Raw genomic sequence first — 22,902 nt, forward strand, 5'->3', positions numbered from 1 at the left:
GGCAGCCATAAAGTAAACTAAGGTAGTCTCTCGCGGACGTCGGGCTAAGCTCTTCGACACGGCAAGGCGCTATCGACACACGAGACGGACGTGAGTTCCGGAGGCAGCATGTCTGACACAAATGATGAGAGGACCCCATCCAAGAGGACAGTGGGCACCGAGCAAAAGCAGGGCTTTGGGCTTGTTGGGAAGGACGCAGGCTTTATCCCCACTGGCAACGCAAACGTGATGTCCGAAGGCAGCGGCCAAAACGGACACGACAGAGGCGGCAGGCGCTTTGTGGCACGAACGCTCGTCCCGCTGCTGGTCCTCGCAGCAATCTTGGGCGGAGGCTTCTTCTGGTGGACAAAGCTTCGCCCAGTGCAAGTGACCGTGAACGGAACGCTCCAAAGCGTGACCGTAGGCACCACGATTGACCAGATCAAGCAGGACGAGAACATCCAGACCGCATCGGGCAACTACGTAAGCGTCTCCGGAAACGTCCTTGCCGAGGGCGGAGGCCATCCCTACTCGGTCACCATCAACGACAAGGACACCCCCTACGACGAGGCAAGCGTCTACAAGGTGTCCGGCGGCGAGCGCATTTCCATCGATGACGGAGGCGACCGCACGGAGCCCTACACCACCGAGACCGTGAACCAGGCGCCAAGGCTCCTCATGGAGGGCAACGTGGGCGCCATCAACTACATCTCGCAGTGGGGGTCTACCACCGTAAAGGACGTGCTTACCGGCCAGGAGTCTGGCGAGCAAGCCGACGGCACGGTCTACCAGCAGGGCCAGGATTGCATCGTCACCGTGAAGGACGTCCAGCCGGCAGGCAACAAGAGGCTTGTGGCTCTCACCTTTGATGATGGCCCGAGCCAGTACACCAGTCAGTACCTGGAGATCCTCAAGGCGAAAGGTGTCAAGGCAACCTTCTTCTGCCTGGGTAAGGAGGTGGACGCAAATCCCAGTGCCGCCAAGGCCATCGTGGATGCCGGCTCCCAGATCTGCAGCCACTCCTATGACCACCCCGACCTCAGGAACTCGGACGCGCAGACGGTTCTCGACCAGCTGACGTCATCCTTCTCGTCCATAGAAAACGCCACGGGCGTGAAGACCACGGCGTTCCGCCCGCCCTACGGGAGCTTCACGCAGAAGACCTGGCTCTCCACGCAGGGCGTGGCGACGGTCTCCGTGCGCTGGGACATCGACACCGAGGACTGGCGGCTACCAGGCGCAGGCCGGATCGTCTCTAACGCCACCACAGGCGTAAAGCCCGGAAGCATCATCCTGATGCACGACGGCGGCGGCAACCGAGACCAGGATGTCGAGGCGCTGCCTCAAATCATCGATACGCTCCAGTCACAGGGATACACCTTCGTTACCATAAGCGAGCTCTTGGCAAGCGACGACTCCATCCCATCTGACATCGCAAGCTGCGATGCGACCATGCCCGAAAGCGCAGTTTGGCCTGACGAGATTGGCGAATGAGACAAGGGGGCTGTCCCCTTGTCTCACGCAAACTGGCTATGGTAGAGAGACGCGTATGCGCCACCCTTGGCGAGAAGCGACTCGTGCGTCCCTTGCTCGATGATGGTGCCGTGGTCCATAACGAGGATGAGGTCGGCATCGACGATGGTCGAGAGCCGGTGCGCGATCACGAAGCTCGTGCGATTCTCCATGACGGCCTCCATCGCACGAACGATGGCCTGTTCGATGCGGGTGTCAACACTTGAGGTTGCCTCGTCCAGGATAAGCATGGCTGGGTCGGTGAGCATGGCGCGCGCAATGGTCAGAAGCTGACGTTGGCCCTGGCTTACGTTCTCGCCACCATCGGCGAGCAGCGTGTCGTAACCGTGCGGGAGCGTACGCACGAAGAAGTCCACATGCGCCGCGCGAGCAGCCGCTTCGACCTCCTCGCACGTTGCCCCAGGCCTGCCGTAGGCAATGTTTTCGGCAATGGTCCCCTCGAAGATCCATGCGTCCTGCAGCACCATGCCAAACTCGCGCCGTAGGTCGCTTCGACACAGAAGCCTGGTATCCACCCCATCGAGCGTGATGCGCCCGCCGCCGACCTCATAGAAGCGCATGAGCAGGTTGATGAGGGTGGTCTTGCCCGCACCCGTCGCGCCGACGATGGCGATCTTCTCGCCCGGCTCGGCCACAAGCGAGACGTCGCGCATGAGCGGCGCGTCAGGCGAGTAGCCAAAGCGAACGTACTCGAAGGCAACACGGCCCCGCACCGGCTGCGGGAGCGCAAGAGGCGCCTCGGGATCCGACTTGGCCTCGGTGGCGTCGAGCAGCGCAAAGACGCGCTCCGCGGCAGCGAGGGCGCCCTGCAGCATGTTAACCGTAAAGCCGAGCTGCGTGAGCGGCTCTGACGCCTGGGTCACGTACTGGAAGAACGCCTGGAACGAGCCGACCGTCATCTGTCCGCCTGCCACAAGCACTCCGGCAGCAAGGCCAATGCCAACCTGCGAGAGTCGCACGAGGAAGCGGATCGCGGGCGAGATGGCGTTGGTGAGAAAGTCTGCTCGGGCACTTGTCGCCGCCACCTTCTCGGCGCGATCCGCGATGGCCTCAAGGCTCGCACCCTCCACGCCAAACGCCTTGATGACGACACGGCCCGAGTAGGCCTCCTCGACGCCCTCCGTGAGACGACCCAGCGCATCCTGGCGCTCGGCCGCCGCGTCCAGCGTGCGGCGCGCAGCGAACTTCGTGACTGCCGTGGCCGCTGCGGCAAACGCGCAGAACACGAGCGCCAAGGCGGCATTCGAGAGCAGCATGAGGACAATCGCGCCCACCAGGGTGGTAAAGGCAACGATGAGCTGGAGCAACCCTCGCTGCAGCACCTCGGAGACCTTGTCCAGATCGTTGGTCGCTCGGCTGATGGTGTCACCTGGCTGGTGGGCGTCAAAGTACGAGAGGGGAAGCCTCCCGAGCTTTGCGGCAATCTCCTTGCGCAAAAGCAGGTTGAGACGCTCGGCAAAGCTTGCCGTCACGAGCGACTGCACGCTGTAGAAGACCCAAGCGCAGGTCCAGATGCCCAGGTAGATGAGCACTTCTCGGCCACCGCTGTCAAAACCCACGAGAAATGCCTCGCCGCGGCCAAGGCTCGCCTGGATGTCTGCCCACAAGACATCGACCACATAGGCGCTGTAGGCAGCCGCTCCCAGGCTTGCGGCAACGTACACGACGGCGCAGACGGTAGCCACCACAAGGCGCCAGCGCTGGCTGCCAGCGGAAATCCACAGTCGCCGCGCCGTTCCCCGAGCGTCATGCGGACGCTCTTCGTCGAGCCCATCGAGCCGGTGGCTCTTCTCGTCACTCATTGGCAGTCGCACCTCCTCTCGTCTGGGACTCGACAATGTCGCGGTAGGCCGGGCACGTCTCCATAAGCTCCCCGTGAGTCCCGCGACCCACCACACGCCCGTCGCCCAGAACCACAATCTGCGCCGCATGGCGCACCGTGCTCACGCGCTGGGCGATGATGACCACGGCCTCGTTGTCAAGCTCGCCTGCAAGGGCGTGACGCAGCGCCGCGTCGGTCTTGTAGTCGAGCGTCGAGAAGGAGTCGTCGAAGACGTAGAGGTCGGCGCGACGCACGAGCGCACGGGCAATCGCAAGCCGCTGCCGCTGGCCGCCCGAGAAGTTCGAGCCTCCCTGTGCGACGCGCGTGGCAAGGCCATCGGGCAGTTCTCGCACGAAGCTCGCCTGGGCCACGTCGAGGGCGTGCCAGAGCTCGTCGTCTGTGGCGGCGGCATTGCCATCGCGGAGGTTCTCGGCGATCGTTCCCGAGAAGAGCCAGGCCTGCTGCGGGACGTAGGCAATGTGGGCGCGCAGGTCATGCTGGGTGACTTCGCGAACGTCACGCCCAAGCACGTCGAGCTCGCCCTTCGTGACGTCGTGGAAGCGCAGAAGCATCTTGGCCACGGTGGACTTTCCCGAGCCCGTGTTGCCCATGATGGCCGTGACCTCGCCGCGCCTCACGGAGAAGTCGAGGTCATGCAGGGTGTCCTCATCGGCGTCCGCAAAGCGGAAGCTTGCGTGTGAGAAGCGTGCGACCTCGTCGCCGGGTCGGGGATCCGCTGGTGTTGCCAGGGGCTTTGGTTTCTCGGGCTCCGTCACGGTGGGTACGGAGTCAAGCACGGTGGCCGCACGAGTGAGGCACGAGAGCGCACGGGGCACCTGGATGATCGCAAACTGCGCCATCATCATGAAGAACATGATGAGAATGGCATACTCGAGTAACGCAGAGATGGAGCCGATCTGCATGGCACCCGCGCCCACGCGGTCGGCACCCAGCCACATCACGAGCACCTCCACGATGTTCATCAGGAAAAACGTTGTGCAGTCCGTCACCGAGAACAGCATGTTGACGCGGATGGCGTTGCTCGCGTAGTCCCCGAAGGTCTCGTCCAGGCGGGCACGCTCGTGCTCCTCCTTGCCAAAGGCGCGGATGACACGGGTGCCCGTCACAACCTCGCGCAGGCGGGAGTTCATGCGGTCGATGAATCCCTGCATGGCAAGAAAGATCGGTGTGGCCTTGGCAATAGCCAAGACGCAGATGGCAAGCATCGCCAGCGTCACAACCAGGAGCATCCGTCCCATGACAGGATCGATGCCATACGCCAGGATGATGGCAACCGCGCAGGTCACAGGTGCCGGAAAGGCCATCATGAACGTCATGAGCAGGGTCTGCTGCACCACGTTGGCGTCGGAGAGCGTGCGCGTGATCATGGAGCCCGTGCCAAACGCGTTGAAGTCGGTGCCCGAGAGCGCAAGGGACTTCTTGTAGACAGCCATGCGCAGGTCTCGTCCCACGTAGGCGGCAAGGCGCGAGATAGCCCAGTACGATGCCACGCAACCGCCCGAACCCAGCACAGCGGCGGCGAGCATGGCCAGCCCGTGCGAGGTAAGCTCGGCGGTATCGTGGCTTCCCACAGCAACGTTCACAAGAGCTGCAAGCTGCGTTGGAACGAGCAGCATGCCTACGACGTCGGCAAGCAAGAGCGCGAGAGCTGCCACGGCCAGACCGCGATGCGGGCGGATGAGACCGGACAAGACCCTCCATGACGCACGCCTGCTGTAGTCACAATCGGCTGACATCGGATGCCTTCGTTCTGTTCGCCTCGTCGGATGTCACGTCACGCAGGGCCCGCACCTCGGCGGAGACAGCCGCGGCATAGCGGCGGACAAGGCCCACGAACTGGGTGCGCTCGCCTTTGGAAAGGGTCTCGAAGGCGCGCTGCTCGGCGCGAAGCGCAGGCTCGATGCGACGGGCGCAAAACGCCCGCCCTTTGGCAGTGAGGCTCACGACCTTGCTTCTGCGGTCCTCCTCGCCATAGTCGAGCGAGACCAGGCCCCGTGCGACAAGCGACTTCATGGTGGAGCTCACCGTCTGACGCGAAAGCGAGTGCATGCTGGCAAAGGTGCTCTGAGGGCAGCTGCCACCCGCGACCAGCACATCAAAGAGAATCCAGCACGCGGTCTCGGAGACGCCGCACCCCTTTGAAATCTCATAGTAGAGGCGATTGACCTCTTGGCAAGCGATATCCATATCACGGACCGTAGGAACGGGAACTCCCTCCGCCTCCGCAATGCCAAACTGCTCGTCCGGCATGTAGCACCCCAAACTAGTACGATTTCGAACAATGCGTGAGCCATAATAGTCCGAAGCCAGACAGTATGCCATTGAGAATGAAGAGAATCGCAGATCTGTGGATAAAGAGGGATGGGGCTGCGCTCGCCCTCTGGTGGAGTCTCCGGCGGCAGGAAACCCGAAGGTGCGCGCACCACCTCTGGCTTCTACCAGATTGGACCCCATAGGGCCGTCCGCTGGCGAGAAACCCGGGTCGTGCGTACGCACTACCCCCACCTATTGCCAAGTCCCTCCCGCCCAACTGGGCAAACGCAGGGGTCTTGCCAAAAGTGCGGGGTCATGCGTACGCACGCCATCGCCTTTTTGACAGCTCATAACTCCCAAGGGCGGAATCGGCAGAAACGCAGGGATGAGCGTACGCACCAACCCAACTTCCCGCCCGTCCGGCCGCGTCGCGAGCCCCTATACCGCACACATGAGAAGCGCCAGAAAGTGCCCATCAAGCGGCAAATCCGCACTGTCCGCGCGAGAGGTGCGCAGCATGCCATCGTCGCCAATCATGGTGGCTACCAGACCCTGGGCCTCAGGCGGCAGCGCGGCGAAGGCGGGTGTCGCGCGCGGGCTCACAAGCGAGAAGCGCGCGCCTTTGGGGCTTGCCAGGAAGGCCGCAACAATGCCCTCGTCCTCCTCGCGAAGCTCTGAGCAGGTCGCATATGCCAGCGTACCACCGGCCCCAACGCGCTCGGAAGCCGCCTGGAGCATCGCCAGCTGAAGCTCCGGAAGCGAGCGGCCCTCCACATGAACCGCGGACTCCTGGAGTGACCAGGCAATCTCTGGGTGGCGGCGAAGCGTACCCGTCCCCGAGCAGGGCGCGTCAACAAGCACGGAGTCGAAAGAACCCGCAATCTCCTGCGGAAGGTCCTGCTCGCCAAGACGACATCCGTCAAACGCAGTGCAGGTCACAAAGGCGCCAAGGCCCGCTCGCTCCATGCGTGCACGCGACACGGCAACCTTGAATGCCTCGAGCTCGACCGCGGAGAGCTGCGCAAGCCCACCACGCCGCTGCGCACAGCACTCGAGCAGTAGTGACTTGGTGCCTCTCCCCTGCCCGACTTCCAGCATGCGCGTGGAAGGCGCAGGCGAGGCAAGCCAGGCCACGACCTGCGCCGCCATGTCCGCAGGAACAACGTCTGCCGCGTCCACCAGCCCAGACTTGGCAAGGCCCGCAGCCGAGAACAGCGTGAGGCACCCGGGAAGGCAGGTAGCGCGCGGGATGAGGCCGGCTGCGGAGAGGAGCCGCTCGGCCTCGTCATCGTCGTGCAGGCAGGCGTTTCCGGCCACGTAGGCCCCAGGGGCCTCCATAGCAGAGAGCGCCATGTGGCACGCGCCCTCGATTCCCAGCGAGACCACCAGTTCGCCCGCAAGCCATGCCGGGAGCGCGGCAACAAGCGCGATATCGGAAGTGGTGCAGCTTCCGCTCTCCACGCGCTTGCGGGCTTGGGCGAGCGCAGGCACGTCCTCCTCCGCCACACGGTGAAGCACCGCGTTGGCAAGGCCCGCACCACGAGGAGAGACGCGCCGCACAAGCTCGACCCCCTGGCTCAGCGCCACAGGCACGGGCGTCGCGAGCCACAGGAGCTCGAGGGCCGAGATGCGCAGCGCATCTCGCACGCGCGGCTCGAGGTGGCCGCGGCGCAGGTGTGCGTCGAGAAGTGCGTCGATGGCGCCTGAGGCGCGAACGGCCCCTAGGGTAAGCCTGGTTGCCAGCGCACGATCGGCAGGCGTCAGGCGAGCCACAGGTGCCGAGACACGCAGCAGGTCGCGTGCACGGGCGTTTCTGCGCCTCACGCGGGAGAGAACGTCCGCGGCTGCGATGCGGGCGGGTGAAAGAGAGGCCATGCGCTAGGCACGCCCCCAGGTGGCACCGTCGGTAGCACGCAGGCCCTGGACCCAGGCGGAGGCATCCATCTCGCGCCTGCCGTCGGGCTTCACGCGCAGCGGCTCAAGCACACCATCGGCGCAGCCGAGGAACACACGCCCGTGGCCGAGGGCGACGTCTCCCGTGGCAACGTGCGGTGCGTCGTCCCCGGCAACGGCAGCAAGCACGATGCGCACACCCTTGCCCGCAACCTGGCAGCGTGCCGGCGCAGCATCGGTCGACGCCTGGATGCGCAGGGCGTTTGTCGCACATGCGTCGAACGGGTCGAGGCGCATCTCGCCCTTCTTGACCTTTTCGGCAATCGTAACCAGGGCTGGGTTCTGTTCGTGCCAGGTCGCCGTACCATCAGCAATCTGCGCCACCGCTGCAACCAGCTCGTGGGCACCAATCCGTGCAAGCTCGTCAAAGAGCTGGCTTGCCGTCTTGGTGCCAACAGGCACGGACACCTGGCGGCACCACGCGCCCGCGTCCAGATTGTGCGCCACACGCATGATCGAGACGCCCGTACGCTCGTCACCGGCGAGAATGGCCCGCTGGATGGGGGCCGCACCACGCCAGCGCGGCAGAAGCGAGCCGTGCACGTTGATGGCACCCAAGGGCGCCACGGCGAGAAGCTCGTCGGGCAGGATGCAGCCAAATGCCACCACGCAGATGAGGTCTGGTGCGACCGCCCGCACGGCATCGATTGCCTCGGCGTCCATACGCCTTGTCTCGAGCACGGGAAGGCCCAGCCCAAGCGCACGGGCCTTTATCGGCGAGGGCTCGAGCTTCTTCCCACGCGAGCGAACGGCGTCCGGTCGCGTCACCACGAGCGTAACGTCATGCGCGGCAGCAAGAGCCTCGAGCGACGGTACCGCAAACTCGGGGGTGCCCATGAAGACGATGCGCATGCTAGTCCTCCCCAGCTCCCACGTCACCGGGGCGCGCACCGGCCTCGAGCGCGTCTTGGTACTCGGACATCGCGCGCACGCGCACCGAGGGCGAGAGGTGATCGATCATGGTCACACCATGCAGGTGGTCAATCTCGTGCTGCAGGCACACAGCAAGCAGGTTGTCGGCTGCCTCGTATTGCATGAGGTCGCCGTCGAGGCTGAGCGCCTGCACCACCACATGGCTGGGGCGCTTGACATCCACGGTGATGCCGGGGAAGGAAAGGCAACCCTCGCCCATGGTGCGCTCGGGCCCATCCGCCGTGATGATTTTAGGGTTGATGAGCACGTACGGGTTTTTCTTGGAGCCCTTGCCCGACCACTCAACGTCGATAACGACGAGCTGCCTTGCGACGCCCACCTGCGGAGCAGCGAGGCCACATCCGTCTGCGGCATACATGTCGCGCAGCATGCGCTTGGCAAGCTCACGAATCTCGTCATCGATCTTGTCGATAGGTGCGCACTCCTCAGAAAGCACGGGTGCGGGCGAGAGCACAATGTCATCGAGCGGGTTCATAGCTCCTCCAATACAGCGCGACAGCGCCGCGCGAGCATGTCTTTGCCTACATGAGGTCGTAGGCGTCAATGTCCAATGCCATGTTAATACCCATCCCACGGCCAATCCCTGCAGCGCACTCAGACACCACGCCACCCAGGTCGGCGTCGAGAGGGGCCTTCACCATGACGTGACGGCGGGACCTGTCCTTCACGCGCGCCTTGACACAGTCCGCAGGTCCCAAGACCTCCCAACCCGAAAGGTCGCCGACCTTCTCGCGCAACGCGTCCGCCATCTTGGCCGAGGTGTTTCCCACAGCACGGGCATTTCTCCCCCACACGAGCACGTTAGCAAGGCGCGAGAACGGAGGGTATGAGGCCTCCTTGCGCTCCTCGAGCTCTGGCACGAGAAAGACGCTTCGACGGTGCGAGAGGACCGCGCGCATTGCCGGATGTGTGGCCCAGTATGTCTGGATGACAACCTCTCCGGGGTGTCCTCCCCTGCCGGCACGGCCGGCCACCTGCTCCAGGAGGTCATAGGTGCGCTCGGCGGCGCGGAAGTCCGGCAGCTTGAGCATGGTGTCTGCGTTTATGACCCCCACGAGCGTGACTTCGGGGAAGTCGAGGCCCTTGGCTATCATCTGCGTGCCCACAAGTACGGCGCACTCCGCCGCATCAAAGCGCTCGAGCAGGCGCTGGTGGGCACCCTTCGTGCGCGTGGTGTCTGCATCCATGCGGATGACCTCGACCCCCTCAGGCAAGAGCACGGCAAGCTCGTCCTCGACGCGTTGGGTGCCCACACCATAGGCACCGAGGTAGCGGCTGCCACAGTTGGGGCAGCGCGTAGACGGGTCGGGGTAGGCGCGCACGGGCCAGCTGCGGCCACAGGAGTGGCATATGAGCGAGTGCGTACGCTCGTGGTATGTAAGGGCCGTCGAGCAGTGTGGACACTCGGGCACGCACCCGCACTCGCGGCACATGAGGAAGTTAGCGAACCCTCGCCTGTTGAGAAGCAAGACGGCCTTCTCGCGCCGAACGGCCACTCCCTCGAGGGCACGACGCAGGGGCTCCGAGAAGACCGAGCGCGATCCGCCCCTGAACTGCGACGCCATGTCTACGATGGTGACCTTTGGCAACACGGCGCCGCCGGGCCTCTCGGGCATCTCGACGCGCGTCCAGTGGGCGCCGCACCACGAGCCCACCTCACAGCGATAGAGGCTCTCGAGCGAGGGCGTAGCCGAGCCAAGCACCAGCGTGCAGCCCCACTCCTTGGCCATACGCGCTGCGACCTCGCGCGCGTGGTAGCGCGGGCTCGAGTCCTGCTTGTAGGAGGACTCGTGCTCCTCGTCGATGATGATGAGGCCCACGTTGGCAAGCGGCGCGAAGAGCGCGGAGCGCGCGCCCACCACCACGCGGACGGCCCCCTGGCGCACAAGGTCCCATTGGTCGAAGCGCTCGCCGGTCGAGAGACGCGAGTGGAGAACCGCCACGTCGTCGCCAAAGCGCGAGCGAAAGCGACCCACGGTCTGCGCCGTGAGCGAGATCTCAGGCACAAGGACGAGCGCGCCTTTGCCAGTGGCGAGGGTTCTCTCGATGGCCTCGAGGTAGACCTCGGTCTTGCCAGACCCGGTCACGCCGTCGACGAGGACCACGTCGCCAGCCGCGCGGGAGCGTGCCTCGTCGATGGCGGCAACGGCCGCGAGCTGGCCGGCCGTGAGGAGCTCCGGTCTTGTGGCCTGCGCCGAGGAGAGCGTGGTGGCCTCTCCCCCGCGGATCTGACGACGCGTCTCGACGCTCACGATGCCGCGCCTTGCCAGAGCATTCACAACCGACGAGGCGCCGGGGATGGTGGCCGAGAGCTCCGCCAGGCGCATGGCCCCGGCAGAGAGGGCCTCGAGCACCGCTCGCTGGCGACTCGCATTGCGTGCGGGCTCGAAGCCCTTTGCGCCGGGGGCCAGAGAGACCCAGCGGGCGTCGGCGGGTACGGCCTTCTCGGCGACAAGCTCCCACGGGGCGTCCGGCGACTCGCGGGTCACGCGGACCTTCTGGCCGGGGGGGAGGAAGAGCCGTACGGCGTCTGCGAGCGGGCAAGCGTACTCGTGCGCGATCCAGCGGGCAACGGCCGCAGAGTGCGGGCCAAAGGCCGAGGGCGCGAGCACCTGTGCCACCGCGAGCAGCCGCGCTGGGGGGATGTCTGTGGGCGGCTCGTCGGAGGTGGCAAGCACGTAGCCCACGGCACTTCTGTGCGAGAAGGGCACGAGCACCGTGGTGCCAACGACCACCTGGTCCTCGATGGCCTCGGGGATGGCATAGTCGAACGTGCCCTCAAGGGCGCGCGTGGGTATGTCGAGCGCGACGCTCGCGAAACGCACCGATGCCCCCCTCTCGAAACGATGAGACAGAGGGACAGTCTCTCTGTCTCACTTTGTCTCATTGGCTGACAACGGCAACCGATTGTACCCGATGGGCGCGGGGCCGATGCGTAGTGATGAGACATAGGGACCGTCCCTTTGTCTCTGTCTCTTTGTCTCACGAGACAAAAAATGCTCGCGACGCATCACCATCGCGAGCATTGCCGGGCATCGGCGTATCACAGACCAGCATTTCTCAGCACGCTCACTTTGCAGCGCGCTTGTACTCCTCTATCGCGCGGACAAGGTGAGGCACACCCAAAATTAAGGCGACAACAACAATTGCCACAACAACAAGGATCAGAATTTCCGGCATGTCATCCCCCTAACCGTAGTAGACGCTGGTAACGAGCATATACTTCCATTGCCAAGATTGATGTTGGATCTTGCAAGTACTTTTGATCTCAAGTCCTCTTGCACCGGCTCAATACCCAGAGTGACATTCTCAGTGAATTCGAACGCATTATATCTTCCATTCTTCAAGTGCCCGACGACTTCAATGTGCCCTGATGGTGTGGACTATTACTAATAATTCAATTTCAGTCGGTGAAAGGGTCGTTTTGAACGGTTAGAGATACGGCTGTTACGTACATCTACCATAGGCGGCGACAAAAACTCGAGACAAAGATGATGAGGCAAAGGGACTGTCCCCTTGTCTCATCACCAAAGCAGAGATGAACTCTCGGGAAACTATCCGCCGAGGTAGGCCTTGCGGACGTCGTCATCCACGAGAAGTCCGGCGCCGGTACCGGTCTTCACGATCTTGCCGGTCTCGAGCACGTAGCCGCGCGCGGCAACCTTAAGCGCCATGTTGGCGTTCTGCTCGACCAGAAGAATCGTGGTCCCGCTCTTGTTGAGCGCCTGGATGATCTCGAAGATCTCGTCAACCAGAATGGGCGCCAGGCCCATCGAGGGCTCGTCCAGCATAAGGAGCTTAGGCCGGCTCATAAGTGCGCGCCCCATGGCAAGCATCTGCTGCTCACCGCCAGAAAGCGTGCCGGCCATCTGGTTCGTGCGCTCCTTCAGGCGCGGGAAGTGCTCGTAGACAACCTCGAGCGTCTCGTTGTTCTCCGCGTCGGTGCGCGTGTAGCCACCCATGTCGAGGTTCTCGGAGACGGTCATGTGCGTGAACACACGGCGTCCCTCGGGGCAAAGGGCAAGGCCGCGCTCGACGATCTTGTGGGGCCTGATGCCCACGAGCTCCTCGCCGTTGAACTTGATGCTGCCGGAGTCCGGCTTGATAAGACCAGCAACGGTGTTAAGCGTGGTCGACTTACCGGCACCATTCGCACCGATAAGGGTGACGACCTCGCCCTCGTCGATGTCGAACGAGATGCCCTTGACGGCCTTGATGGCACCGTACGAGACGTGCAGGTCCTGCACGGAGAGCATGGTCATCTACTTCACCCCCTGCTTGCCGAGGTAGGCCTCGATGACCTTGGGGTCGTTCTGGATCTCCTCGGGCGTGCCCTTCGCGATGATGCGTCCGTAGTCCAGGACGCCGATAACCTCGCAGATGCCCATCACGAAGCTCATGTCGTGCTCGATGAGCAGGATGGCAATCTGGAAGTCGTCACGGATCTTCTCGATGTTCTCCATGAGCTCCTCGGTCTCGGCGGGGTTCATGCCGGCCGCAGGCTCGTCGAGAAGCAGGACCTTGGGGTTGGTCGCAAGCGCGCGCAGGATCTCAAGCCTGCGCTGGGCACCGTACGGAAGGTTGCCGGCACGCTCGCGGGCCAGGCTCTGCATGTTGAAGATGCCGAGAAGGTCCATCGCCTTGTCGTGGAACTCGGCCTCCTGCTTCCAGTGCTTGGGAAGACGGAAGATGTCGGTGAGGAGGTGCGTCGACATGGAGTTGCCAAGGCCAACCAGCACGTTCTCCTCAACCGTCATCTTGTTGAAGAGGCGGATGTTCTGGAAGGTGCGGGCGATGCCCATCTTGTTGACCTCAATCACGCTCTTGCCGGCGGTGTCGTAGCCGTCGAGCAGAACGGTTCCGCGCGTAGGCCTGTACACGTTGGTGAGCAGGTTGAAGATCGTGGTCTTGCCTGCACCGTTGGGCCCGATAAGGCCAGAGATCTCGGTACGACCCATGGCGATGTTGAAGTCGTCGACAGCGGTAAGTCCGCCAAAGTCGATGCCGAGGTGCTCCGCCTGAAGCACGGGCATCTTGCCGAGGTCGCGCTCGGGCACGAGGTTGGGGGTCTCCATCTGCACGAGCACAGAGCGGTGGCGGCGCTTGGGTGACGCAGCCGCGCCATTCCCGACAGGGGTGGCCTCGGCCACCCTGGTCTCGTCGTTACTCATGGGTGTCGGCCTCCTTCCCGCTATCCTTCTCGGAGGTTGGCGCAGCCGCCGCAGGCACGACAGCAGGCCCCGCGACGGTCTCGACGGCCGACGCCGCTGCGCGGGAGAAATCCTCCGGGCGCTTGCCGTGGTTCATGACGCGCTCGATCACGCGCGACATCGAGAAGTCATAGTCGCCGAGAAGGCCCTCGGGACGGAAGATCATGACCAGGACCAGCACGACGGCATAGACAACCATGCGGTAGTCGGAGACGGCGCGCAGGGCCTCGGGCAGGATGGTGAGGACCGTCGCGGAGATGACGGAGCCAAGCATCGAGCCCATGCCGCCGAGAACGACCATGACCAGAATCTCGATGGACTTCATGAAGCCAAACTTCGCAGGCGCCATAACGCCAATGCATCCCGCGTACAGGCCGCCAGCAACGCCGGCAAAGAACGCGGACGCCACAAAGGCAAGCACCTTGTAGTACGTGGTGTTGACGCCACACGACTCAGCCGCGATCTCGTTGTCGCGGATGGAGAGAACGTCGCGGCCATGGCGCGACTTCATCATGGTGTGAATCAGGAAGAGCGAGATGACCACCACGACAAAGGTGTTCAGGAAGTTCGTGTACGAGGGTATGCCCGTCAAGCCCTTGGCGCCACCCGTAAGCGTGAAGCCCAGCACGCCGTCGATGTTCTGCATGACCACGCGGATGATCTCGGCAAAGCCAAGCGTAATGATGGCCAGGTAATCGCCCTTGAGGCGCAGCGCGGGAACACCGATGACAAGGCCACAGACAGCGGCGCAAAAACCACCAAAGATGATGCCGAGCACAAAGAGACCCACGGCAGCAGGGCTGCCGGTGGCGAAGTCACGCGTCGTCACGCCGACGACGTCCATCATCCTCATGATGAAGATGGCGCACGAGTAGCCGCCCACTGACATGAAGCCGGCATGGCCAAGCGGGAGCTGACCCAGGTAGCCCGTGGCGATGTTGAGCGAGACGGCCAGGATGATGTAGATACCGATCTGCTCGATGACGCCCGTCTGGTAACGGCTTATCACGCCGCCGTCAATCATGAGCTCGCCCACGACGAGGAACGCAACGACGAGAACGGCATTGATCAGGTAGCGCATAGGCATGGAGAGGCTGCGATAGCCGGAGACAGCCGGCGTGCCTGCCTGTGCAGTTGTTGCCCTAGATGCAGTCACGGCTCCCCCTTAGACTTTCTCGGTCATCGAGCGGCCCAGAATACCGGTGGGCCTCACCACGAGGACGATGATCAGGAGCAAGAACACCACGGCGTCCTGCCAAACAGAGAGGCCGATGGCCGAGACAAACACCTCGGCAAAGCCCACGAGCAGACCGCCAATGACGGCGCCCGGAATGGAGCCAATGCCGCCGAGAACTGCCGCGACGAACGCCTTCGTGCCCAGCATGATGCCCATGGTCGGTGTGGCCTGCGCGTACGCCATGCTATAGAGCACGGCACCGATGCCCGCGAGGGCAGAGCCCACGGCAAACGTGAACGAAATGGTGTTGTTCACGTTAATGCCCATGAGGCGCGCGGCGCCCATGTCCTCGGAGACGGCACGCATGGCCTTCCCCAGCTTGGTCCTCTGCACCAGAATATTGAGCACGATGGTCGAGGCGGCCGTCACGACGATGGTGAGGATGGCGTTTGCAGAGAGTGACGCCCCGCCGATGCTCAGGTTGGGCAGGTCGAAGTACTCGGGAACCACCTTGGCGTCGGCACCAAAGACCAGCTGGGCGCCATTCTCGAGGAAGTACGAGACGCCGATTGCGGTGATGAGCAGGCTCATGCGCGGTGCCTCGCGCAGCGGCTGGTAGGCAACCTTGTCGATAAGCACGCCCAAGCCGGCGCACCCCACAACGGAAAGGACCATTGCGAGCACTGGGTTCAGCCCCAGCTGGCTCATGACAATCCACGAAATGTAGGCGCCGACCATAATGATGTCGCCATGGGCAAAGTTGAGCAGCAAGATGATGCCATACACCATCGTGTAGCCCAGGGCGACGAGCGCGTAGATGCTGCCCAGCTGAAGGCCATTGAGCACCTGCGTCAGTATCGTCACGGCACAACACTTCCTCTCTCTTGAACCTGTCCAATAAAACTCAGGAAGCGCCGGGCATCCTGCGCACCCGGCGCTTCCCTCCAAATCACCGTACCGCGGGTTTACTCGCCCTCGATGGTCTTGAAGACCTCCTGCTTGCCATCCTTGAAGGTGATGATCAGGGTGGACTTGACGGGGTCGCCGGTACCGGAGTAGGAGATGTCACCGGTGACGCCGTTGGCGGTGCCGGAGGCAATGGCATCGATGACGGCCTTCCTGTAGTCATCGGTGCCGTAGGTGGCCTTGCCGCCCTTCTCGACCGTCTCGATGGCATTGAGGAGGATCATCGCAGCATCGTAGCCAAGGGCGCAGAAGTTCGACGGCGTATCGCCGTACTCGTCCTTGTAGGCCTTGATGAAGTCCTGGACCTTGGAGTCGGTGTTCTCGGACACGAAGGAGCAGTCGTAGTAGCAGCCCTCGAGGTCCTCGGCGCTCGCGTACTCCTCATCGCCTCCCACGATGTTGGACCAGCCGTCAGCGCCCATGAAGACGCCCTTGTAGCCAAGCTTCCTTGCCTGGGTGATGATCTTGCCGTCGTCCTGGTAGTAGTTGGGCGAGAAGATCGCGTCGGGATTGGTTGCGATGATGTTGGTGAGCTGGGAGTTGAAGTCGGTGGCGCCAGAGGGATAGCCCTCGGAGTCGCTGATGGTGATGCCCTTCTTGCCGGCCTCCTCGGCGAAGGCGTCGGCAACGCCCTGCTCGTAGTCGCCACCCTGGTTGTAGATCACGCCCACGGTCTTGTAGCCCTGGTCAGCGGCGAAGTCGGCCATGAGCCTGCCCTGGTACGGGTCGGTGATGCAGGCGCGGAAGTAGTTGTTGCCGTAGGAGATGACGTCCGCGGCGGTGGCGGAAGGCGTCACGCACGGCATGTTGTCGGCAACGGAGGCCTGCGCCACGGCGATGGTGGGAGTAGAGGTCACGTCGCCGACGATGCCCACGACGCCGTCCTCGACAAGCTTGTTGTACACGTTGACGGCCTCGGTGGCATCGCCCTTCTCGTCCTGGGTGTCAAGCTCGACCTGCTTGCCGTTGATGCCGCCGTTGTTGTTGACCTGCTTGACGTAGAGCCCTGCGCCGTAGCGGCAGGCAAGGCCGTACTGGGCCACGTCACCGGTATACGGGCCTATGAGGCCAACCTTGATGGTGTCGGAGCTGGAGCCAGAAGAGGCGGAGTTCCCGCCGCAGGCTGCAAGGCCAAGACCAATGCCCGCGACGGCAGTGCTCTTGACGAAGTTGCGCCTAGAAATGTTGGTGTTCATACGTGCCCTCCCTAGTCTTGGCCGCGCGGTCGCCCGCACGCGATTCGTGGACAACTCTATGAAACGAGGGCCGAGCGCGGCATACTAGGCCTGAAAGCTTATTCGAGACGTAACACATCGCATGTTTTCGTAACATGCGCAAGCTGGGGCAACGCCGATGGCACGCGTCATTTTGGACACGTCGCTCCACCCACCGTCCGCCTGTCTGCCCTGCGTCGGGAAGCGAGCAGAGCAACAAGCGCGCCCGCAGCGATACCGCAGAGGTCGATAAGGACGTCGCAAGGAGAGGGCTCACGTCCGGGAACGAAGTGCTGGATTGTCTCGTCTACCACAGGAATGAGGGCGACTGCAACCGGGCCCAACCAGCGAGGGGCCCTTCCCCCACGGGCAGGAAACCCAAGCGTGGGCACGGCCAGCGCTCCCAGCACGGCGTACTCAAGGAAGTGGGCGGTCTTGCGCACGGCAAGGGTCATGGCATGCTCGCTCGTGATACCGAGCGCGTTGAGAAGGGACGCCACCTGGGCAACCACGCCTGCACTCTCAGCCGAGGACTGAGGGCCCTGCACGAGGGAGTGCCCCCAAATGAAGGCAACCCACAGGCAGAAGCCGAGCGCCCACCACCTGTGGCGGGCGCTCGGCCCGAGTCGTTCTTTTGCGGAGTCGGACGACTCCCCCATCCCGTCTCGCATCACGCCTCCAAGGCGTCGACGTGCGAAAGGGGCACGGAGCCGGCAAAGTGACGCGGCTTGTACCTGCCAGTCTTCCCAATGGAATCGGTGGTCTTCCCCATAGAGTCACCGCCCCGCCTGGGTGCCATGTGGCGGCCTTGTACACGCAGGCCCCCGGTCTGGGTCCCACCCTCGATGATGCGCAGGTAGTCGCGGGAGGATTTGCGCACAGCAGCAGATGGGTTGCGCGAGAACTCCTCAGCAACCAGGTAATCGACGTAGGTCTCGGTGTCGACGACCTCGGGGTGTCCGGCTGGCGGCCTGAAGTAAAGAAACTCCGTGTCCTGCTCGATGCCTTCGGGCTCATCAATCGAGCCCTCATCGCCAACGCAGTCCGAGAAGGGCTCGAGGGGCGCGACCGCGCCGGCCCGCGCTGCCACCGGCTGTGCCACAGAAGCGCCAGAAACGCCGAGCCTCTCGTCCATGGCCTTGAGGGCGCGGTCCCAGTCGTCATCCCCGGCGTCCCCCACGCTGCGCTTCTCTGGATAGGCATCCTCCTCGACCGGCGAGACGCGGCGAGAAATGTCACGCGGGCCTACAGACATGAACTGCAGGTCGTTAATGCCCTCGGCGCCAAACTCGGAGGGTATGGCATCCGCGGTGCCATCGCTCACGTCGATGGGGCCAGAGATCGAGGGTCCCATCGCGGCGGTCCACCACGCGGTCCCAACGTCTCCCACGGAGCCGTCCGCGCGCTCGATGACGGGAAGGCCCTCCATGCGGTTGGCGTCAATGCGCGCCGAAAGGGTCGCAGCAACGCCCTGCGCGCGCGTTGCCATGCGCTGCCTAAAGGTCTGCTTGCTCACGTAGTTCTCAGCGATTTGCTCGTAGCCGTGAGCGGCATGCATGCCGGAAGCATCTTTAGCTGCCAGTCCGTCGGCAATCTCCTCGGCCTTCTCAGCAGCACTCAGACGACCCGCGCGCTCCCAGTCCCTGGGGCGCATGTGGCGCGGCGCGTGCGCGGCACGGGGGGCGTCGCCTGCTTGCGTCGACTCGGCGGGTTTCTCGGTGGCGGATTCTGGCTCATGGGGGTTCGCAACCGCCCGCTTGCGCGAGATGGCGCGGAGAAGCGCATAGGTACCCATCGAGACGAGAGCGCCGCACGCACAACTTATGCCAAGGGCTCCGGCAGTTTCGGCATTGATGCTCGTAAGGTCGATGCCAGTGAGGCCCAGCTGCGCAAGGTTCAGGCTTGGGGACGCATCAAGGGGCAAGGCACCCTCTTCCGCAAATGCCGCCATGGTCGTACCAAAGGCAACAACGCCGAGAAGGCCGGCAACAACCGCTGGACTCCTCCTGCATGTCATCCTAATACACCTCCGATGCCTTCGCGACTGCGCGGCTGGAGACGAACGATGCTCACCTATGGCCTGAGGAGCACCGGCCGGAAAGGCTGGTGTGGGCAGGTTGACAACGGCGTGGTTCGTCTTTGGTTGCGTTTGCCGTCGCGACACTTGCGTGTCATCAAACTTACCTATCAACTATACTTTCCACCACGCCAAATGCAAGCAGATAATTGTCTTGAGGAGGGTACGATGGCCAATATCGCAGTTGTCACGGGAGCGTCATCGGGAGTTGGGCGCGAGTTCGTCCGCCAACTCGACCGCGGGGCGGGTGGCCCGCTCGACCAGATCTGGGTTGTCGCCAGGAACGTCGAGGCCCTCAGGGCCGTTGCCGAGCAGACCGCGACACCCGTGCGCGCGTTTGCCCTCGACCTCACCAAGGACTCGTCATACGAGTGCCTGCGCGACTCCCTGGAGGATGAAGCGCCCACGGTGCAGTGGCTTGTGAACAGCGCCGGCTTTGGGAAGTTTGGCGACTTTGGCCAGATTTCCGAGGCAGACGAGGGCAACATGGTGCGTCTTAACTGCCTCGCCGTGGTCGAGACCACCTATCACTGCCTCCCCCGCATGGTTGCCGGCTCGCGCGTGGTGAACATGGCTTCGATTGCCGGACTCATTCCGCAGCCGGGCCTTTCGACCTACTCGGCCACCAAGCGCTTTGTGGTTGACCTTTCGCGCACCCTTGACTACGAGCTCCGGCCTGCCGGCATCCACGTGACGGCAGTGTGCCCCAAGTTCATGGACACCGGTTTTCTCGCCAATCCCGGCGACGCGCGTAATGTTCGCCGCATGACCACAATCGGTTACGAGAAGCCCGCTGACGTGGTGAGAAAGGCGCTGCATGCCGCGGTTCTTGGCCGCTCCACCTGCGTGACCTCGCCGGACATGCTGGCGGCAAGCGTGGCGGCCAAGGTGTTGCCAGCAAGTTGGGTCATGCGTGCCCAGGACCTGCTGTTCACGGCTCGTACTGGCGAATAGGACGGGGCTCTTCTCAGCCTTGGCGTGGGCAGCAAGTCGTAGAGAATCGCCGGTTAGGGCAGGCCGACCGTTCGGAATTTACGGTGCCGTACCCGAGCCGTAGAATCCGAACGGTTAACTGCCACCAACCGGCGAAAAGCGCACCCCTGGCGGACACGCCGGGGTGCGCAACTTTACAGCCACAGGCGAGAAGAAGCCCCGCACCGAGACCTACATTACATACTCGCTCTGCTGGGCCTTCTTGGCCGAGCGGATAAGGAACTCCTCGTTAGAGTTGGTTGCCTTCAGGCCCTTGACCAGCGCCGACGCAGCACGCTCAGTGTTGTTCATATTCGCCAGCACGCGGCGAATCCCCCATACGAAGGGCGTGAGCTCGGCGGGAAGGAGCAGGTCCTCGTTGCGCGTGCCCGAGGAGACCGGGTCGATCGCGGGGAAGATGCGCTTGTCCGCAAGCTCGCGGTCAAGCTTGAGCTCCATGTTGCCCGTACCCTTGAACTCCTCGAAGATGACCTCATCCATCTTGGATCCGGTGTCCACAAGTGCAGACGCAATGATGGTGAGAGAACCGCCGTTCTCGATGTTGCGAGCGGCACCCAGGAACTTCTTGGGCGGATAGAGTGCCGCAGAGTCAACGCCGCCAGAGAGGATGCGGCCGCTCGCGGGCTGCGCCAAGTTGTACGCGCGAGCAAGACGCGTGATGGAGTCGAGAACCACCACGACATCTTCGCCAAGCTCGACAAGCCTCTTGGCGTGCTCGATGACAAGCTCGGACACGGCAGTGTGGTTATCGGCAGGCATATCAAACGTTGACGCCACAACCTCGCCATGAATGGAGCGCTGCATATCGGTGACTTCCTCGGGGCGCTCGTCCACGAGCAGGCAGACGAGATGGACCTCGGGGTTGTTGGCGGCAATGGATTGGCAGATCTTCTTGAGGACGGTAGTCTTGCCGGCCTTGGGAGGACTCACGATAAGGCCACGCTGGCCTTTGCCGATGGGGGCAACGAGGTCGATGGCACGACCGGTAATGGAGTCCTTGCCACACTCCATGACCAGGCGTTCATTGGGATAGATGGGGGTGAGGTCGCGGAAGCGCGGGCGGTTCCTCACAGACTCCGGATTGCGGCCATTCACGCGCGAGATGGCAGTGAGGGGTGGGTATTGGGCAGGATATTTGGTGTTGGTGCGAGCAGGTCCAACTGTTCCCTCAATGCGGTCGCCCGGACGCAGAGCGTAGTTGCGGATGAACTGCTGGCTCACGTAGGCGTCGTTGTCGCCCTTCATGTAATTGCCGGTGCGAATATAACCCGCACCAGTGTTGCCCATCTCGAGAATACCGTCGACGGGACGGAAGCCCTCAGCTGCGGCCGCAGCCAGATACACGGCTTCGACGAGGTCGGTCTTGTGAACGCCAATATACTCGACATCAAGCTCGGCAGCCTTGGTACGAAGGTCTGCCACCTTCATGGCCTGCAGGTCGTCACGAGAGAACGATGGCTGGGTCTGCGTGGGCTGGCCGTTATGGCGGTTATGCTGCTTGTGATTCTGCTGGTTGCGACGGTTGAAATTACTGCCGTCTCCCCCGTTGCCGTTATTGAAGCGGTTGTGGCCGGAGTTGCTGTAGCTCACGCGGCGGCGCCTGCCCTGCTGCTGACCTTGCTGCTGGCCCTGTTGCTGCTCGCCGCGCTCGCGTTGGTAATGCTCACGGGGCTGTCTATGGAGGCGGTCCTGCTGCTCGGATGCGTGATCGGTCTCCGCAAGCGTTGCTGCCGGCATGGGGGCAGGAATCGAGCTTGCCTGCGTTGCCTCCTGCGTCACGCGCGTCATCTCAGCAAAGCTTGCCTGGTCATGCTCGGCATGCTGGGAAGTCCCTGCGACCTTGGGCTCCTGGCGCTCCGGGGCGTTCGGTACGCTCTCGGCAGGCTCGCTGGCCTCACCGCCGGCGCGTCCCTTGGCGGCCTCCGCCTTGGCGCGCTCGTCGGCCTCTATCTGCGCACGTGTGCGACGCCGACGTCGGGGCTTGGGAGCAGGCTCCTCCGAGCCAGGCGCGGTGGGCTCTGCCATTGCTGCTGCGACCTCCGCCTGGGCAGCGGCCTCTGCCTTCGCACGCTCGTCGGCCTCTATCTGGGCGCGGGTACGACGATGGCGGCGCGGCTTTGGCGCCTCCTCAGGAGCGGCTTCGGGTGCCGCGGAGGCAGCAGCGATGGGAAGCTCACCCTGCTCAGCACCGGCTTCCTCGCCCTTCTTCCTGGCCGCCCGGCGACGGCGCGGCTTTGGCGCCTCCTCTGCCGCAGGCTGGCCCTCGGCGGGCACTGGCTCGACCGCAGCCACAGCCGCCTTCGCGAGCTTATCGGCCTCAATCTCGGCTCGAGTACGGCGGCGCCGCCTGGGTTTGGGCGTCTCCTCGGGGGCCTGCTCAGAACTAGCGTCCTGAGAACCCGCGGGTGTCTCATCTGCCATGCTGTATTACCTTTCACTCTCACGCAAGACGCGTGTCGCGCCAAGTCGTCATGCAAATTAACTAATTGATAGGCTTCGTCGAGGCCGTGGTGCCCGATGCGACCCCTCGACGCGACTTCGGAACAGCTACGAGAGAACCGTCCATCACATGCAGGGAGGGGGTTGTTGCGATACGCACGCATGCCGTACGAACACGCACGCGGTGCATTGCGTCTGGGACACTATAGCACGACACGCGCAAGAGTGCACGTCGGAGCCATAAAAACGACGAAGTAGGCCTTTGGGGGCTAGTAGTGGTTGATTTGCAACTTCACCCGAACACCCCATGGGGTGTTCGCAAACCGAGCCGG

The 22,902-nt window shown here is 63.4% G+C and carries 17 protein-coding genes; 2 read left to right on the forward strand and 15 right to left on the reverse strand.

All coding sequences use genetic code 11. The features are described 5' to 3' along the window. The first annotated feature begins 108 nt into the window (after positions 1-108). Positions 109-1,473, forward strand: a complete 1,365-nt coding sequence (locus tag ACO59D_RS03850) for a polysaccharide deacetylase family protein (RefSeq protein ID WP_485125837.1) — start codon at positions 109-111, stop codon at positions 1,471-1,473. Between the two features lie 23 nt (positions 1,474-1,496). Here the strand turns inward: ACO59D_RS03850 and ACO59D_RS03855 are convergent, their stop codons facing one another. The 14 genes from ACO59D_RS03855 to ACO59D_RS03920 all read right to left on the reverse strand — a co-directional run bounded on the left by ACO59D_RS03855 (position 1,497) and on the right by ACO59D_RS03920 (position 19,078). Next, positions 1,497-3,314 (reverse strand): ABC transporter ATP-binding protein, encoded by a 1,818-nt coding sequence (locus ACO59D_RS03855; RefSeq protein ID WP_485125838.1) that lies wholly within the window; start codon positions 3,312-3,314, stop codon positions 1,497-1,499. Next, positions 3,307-5,091: an ABC transporter ATP-binding protein gene (locus tag ACO59D_RS03860; protein WP_485125839.1), complete on the reverse strand. Its 1,785-nt coding sequence runs from the start codon at positions 5,089-5,091 to the stop codon at positions 3,307-3,309. Before ACO59D_RS03860 ends, ACO59D_RS03855 begins: the two co-directional genes overlap by 8 nt. Continuing rightward, positions 5,075-5,605 carry a MarR family winged helix-turn-helix transcriptional regulator gene (locus tag ACO59D_RS03865; protein ID WP_165443613.1) on the reverse strand — a complete coding sequence of 177 codons (531 nt, stop codon included), beginning with the start codon at positions 5,603-5,605 and terminating at the stop codon, positions 5,075-5,077. The genes ACO59D_RS03860 and ACO59D_RS03865 overlap by 17 nt, the downstream gene beginning before the upstream one ends. 441 nt (positions 5,606-6,046) lie before the next feature. Beyond that, positions 6,047-7,483: an RsmB/NOP family class I SAM-dependent RNA methyltransferase gene (locus tag ACO59D_RS03870; protein WP_485125840.1), complete on the reverse strand. Its 1,437-nt coding sequence runs from the start codon at positions 7,481-7,483 to the stop codon at positions 6,047-6,049. Between the two features lie 3 nt (positions 7,484-7,486). Beyond that, positions 7,487-8,413 (reverse strand): methionyl-tRNA formyltransferase, encoded by a 927-nt coding sequence (gene fmt, locus ACO59D_RS03875; protein ID WP_485125841.1) that lies wholly within the window; start codon positions 8,411-8,413, stop codon positions 7,487-7,489. Between the two features lies 1 nt (position 8,414). After that, positions 8,415-8,969 carry a peptide deformylase gene (def, locus tag ACO59D_RS03880; protein WP_130811932.1) on the reverse strand — a complete coding sequence of 185 codons (555 nt, stop codon included), beginning with the start codon at positions 8,967-8,969 and terminating at the stop codon, positions 8,415-8,417. 46 nt (positions 8,970-9,015) lie between these two features. Further along, positions 9,016-11,319 (reverse strand): replication restart helicase PriA, encoded by a 2,304-nt coding sequence (gene priA / locus ACO59D_RS03885; RefSeq protein ID WP_485125842.1) that lies wholly within the window; start codon positions 11,317-11,319, stop codon positions 9,016-9,018. Between the two features lie 729 nt (positions 11,320-12,048). Next, positions 12,049-12,756, reverse strand: coding sequence for an ABC transporter ATP-binding protein (locus ACO59D_RS03890; RefSeq protein ID WP_485125843.1), 708 nt, complete (start codon positions 12,754-12,756; stop codon positions 12,049-12,051). Beyond that, the gene (locus tag ACO59D_RS03895; protein ID WP_485125853.1) at positions 12,757-13,569 is read right to left on the reverse strand and encodes an ABC transporter ATP-binding protein; all 813 of its coding nucleotides are present in this window, start codon (positions 13,567-13,569) and stop codon (positions 12,757-12,759) included. It lies immediately after the preceding gene. An 88-nt stretch (positions 13,570-13,657) separates the two neighbouring features. Further along, the gene (locus tag ACO59D_RS03900; protein WP_242622188.1) at positions 13,658-14,860 is read right to left on the reverse strand and encodes a branched-chain amino acid ABC transporter permease; all 1,203 of its coding nucleotides are present in this window, start codon (positions 14,858-14,860) and stop codon (positions 13,658-13,660) included. Positions 14,861-14,869: 9 nt separating this feature from the next. Next, positions 14,870-15,745, reverse strand: a complete 876-nt coding sequence (locus ACO59D_RS03905; RefSeq protein WP_485125844.1) for a branched-chain amino acid ABC transporter permease — start codon at positions 15,743-15,745, stop codon at positions 14,870-14,872. Between the two features lie 101 nt (positions 15,746-15,846). After that, a complete protein-coding gene (locus ACO59D_RS03910) occupies positions 15,847-17,043 on the reverse strand; it encodes an ABC transporter substrate-binding protein (protein ID WP_485125845.1) in 1,197 nt (398 codons plus the stop codon). A 167-nt stretch (positions 17,044-17,210) separates the two neighbouring features. Beyond that, positions 17,211-17,732 (reverse strand): VanZ family protein, encoded by a 522-nt coding sequence (locus ACO59D_RS03915; RefSeq protein ID WP_485125846.1) that lies wholly within the window; start codon positions 17,730-17,732, stop codon positions 17,211-17,213. Continuing rightward, on the reverse strand, positions 17,732-19,078 hold the full coding sequence (locus ACO59D_RS03920; RefSeq protein ID WP_485125847.1) for a hypothetical protein: 1,347 nt from the start codon (positions 19,076-19,078) through the stop codon (positions 17,732-17,734). Before ACO59D_RS03920 ends, ACO59D_RS03915 begins: the two co-directional genes overlap by 1 nt. A gap of 228 nt (positions 19,079-19,306) precedes the next feature. Between ACO59D_RS03920 and ACO59D_RS03925 the strand changes: the two genes are divergently transcribed. Continuing rightward, entirely contained in the window at positions 19,307-20,092 is a 786-nt protein-coding gene (locus ACO59D_RS03925) for an SDR family NAD(P)-dependent oxidoreductase (protein ID WP_485125848.1), read from the forward strand. Positions 20,093-20,302: 210 nt separating this feature from the next. On the opposite strand, the gene rho is transcribed toward ACO59D_RS03925, so the two are convergent. Next, entirely contained in the window at positions 20,303-22,552 is a 2,250-nt protein-coding gene (rho, locus tag ACO59D_RS03930) for a transcription termination factor Rho (RefSeq protein WP_485125849.1), read from the reverse strand. Positions 22,553-22,902 lie beyond the last annotated feature (350 nt).

This window comes from Tractidigestivibacter sp., assembly GCF_057241865.1.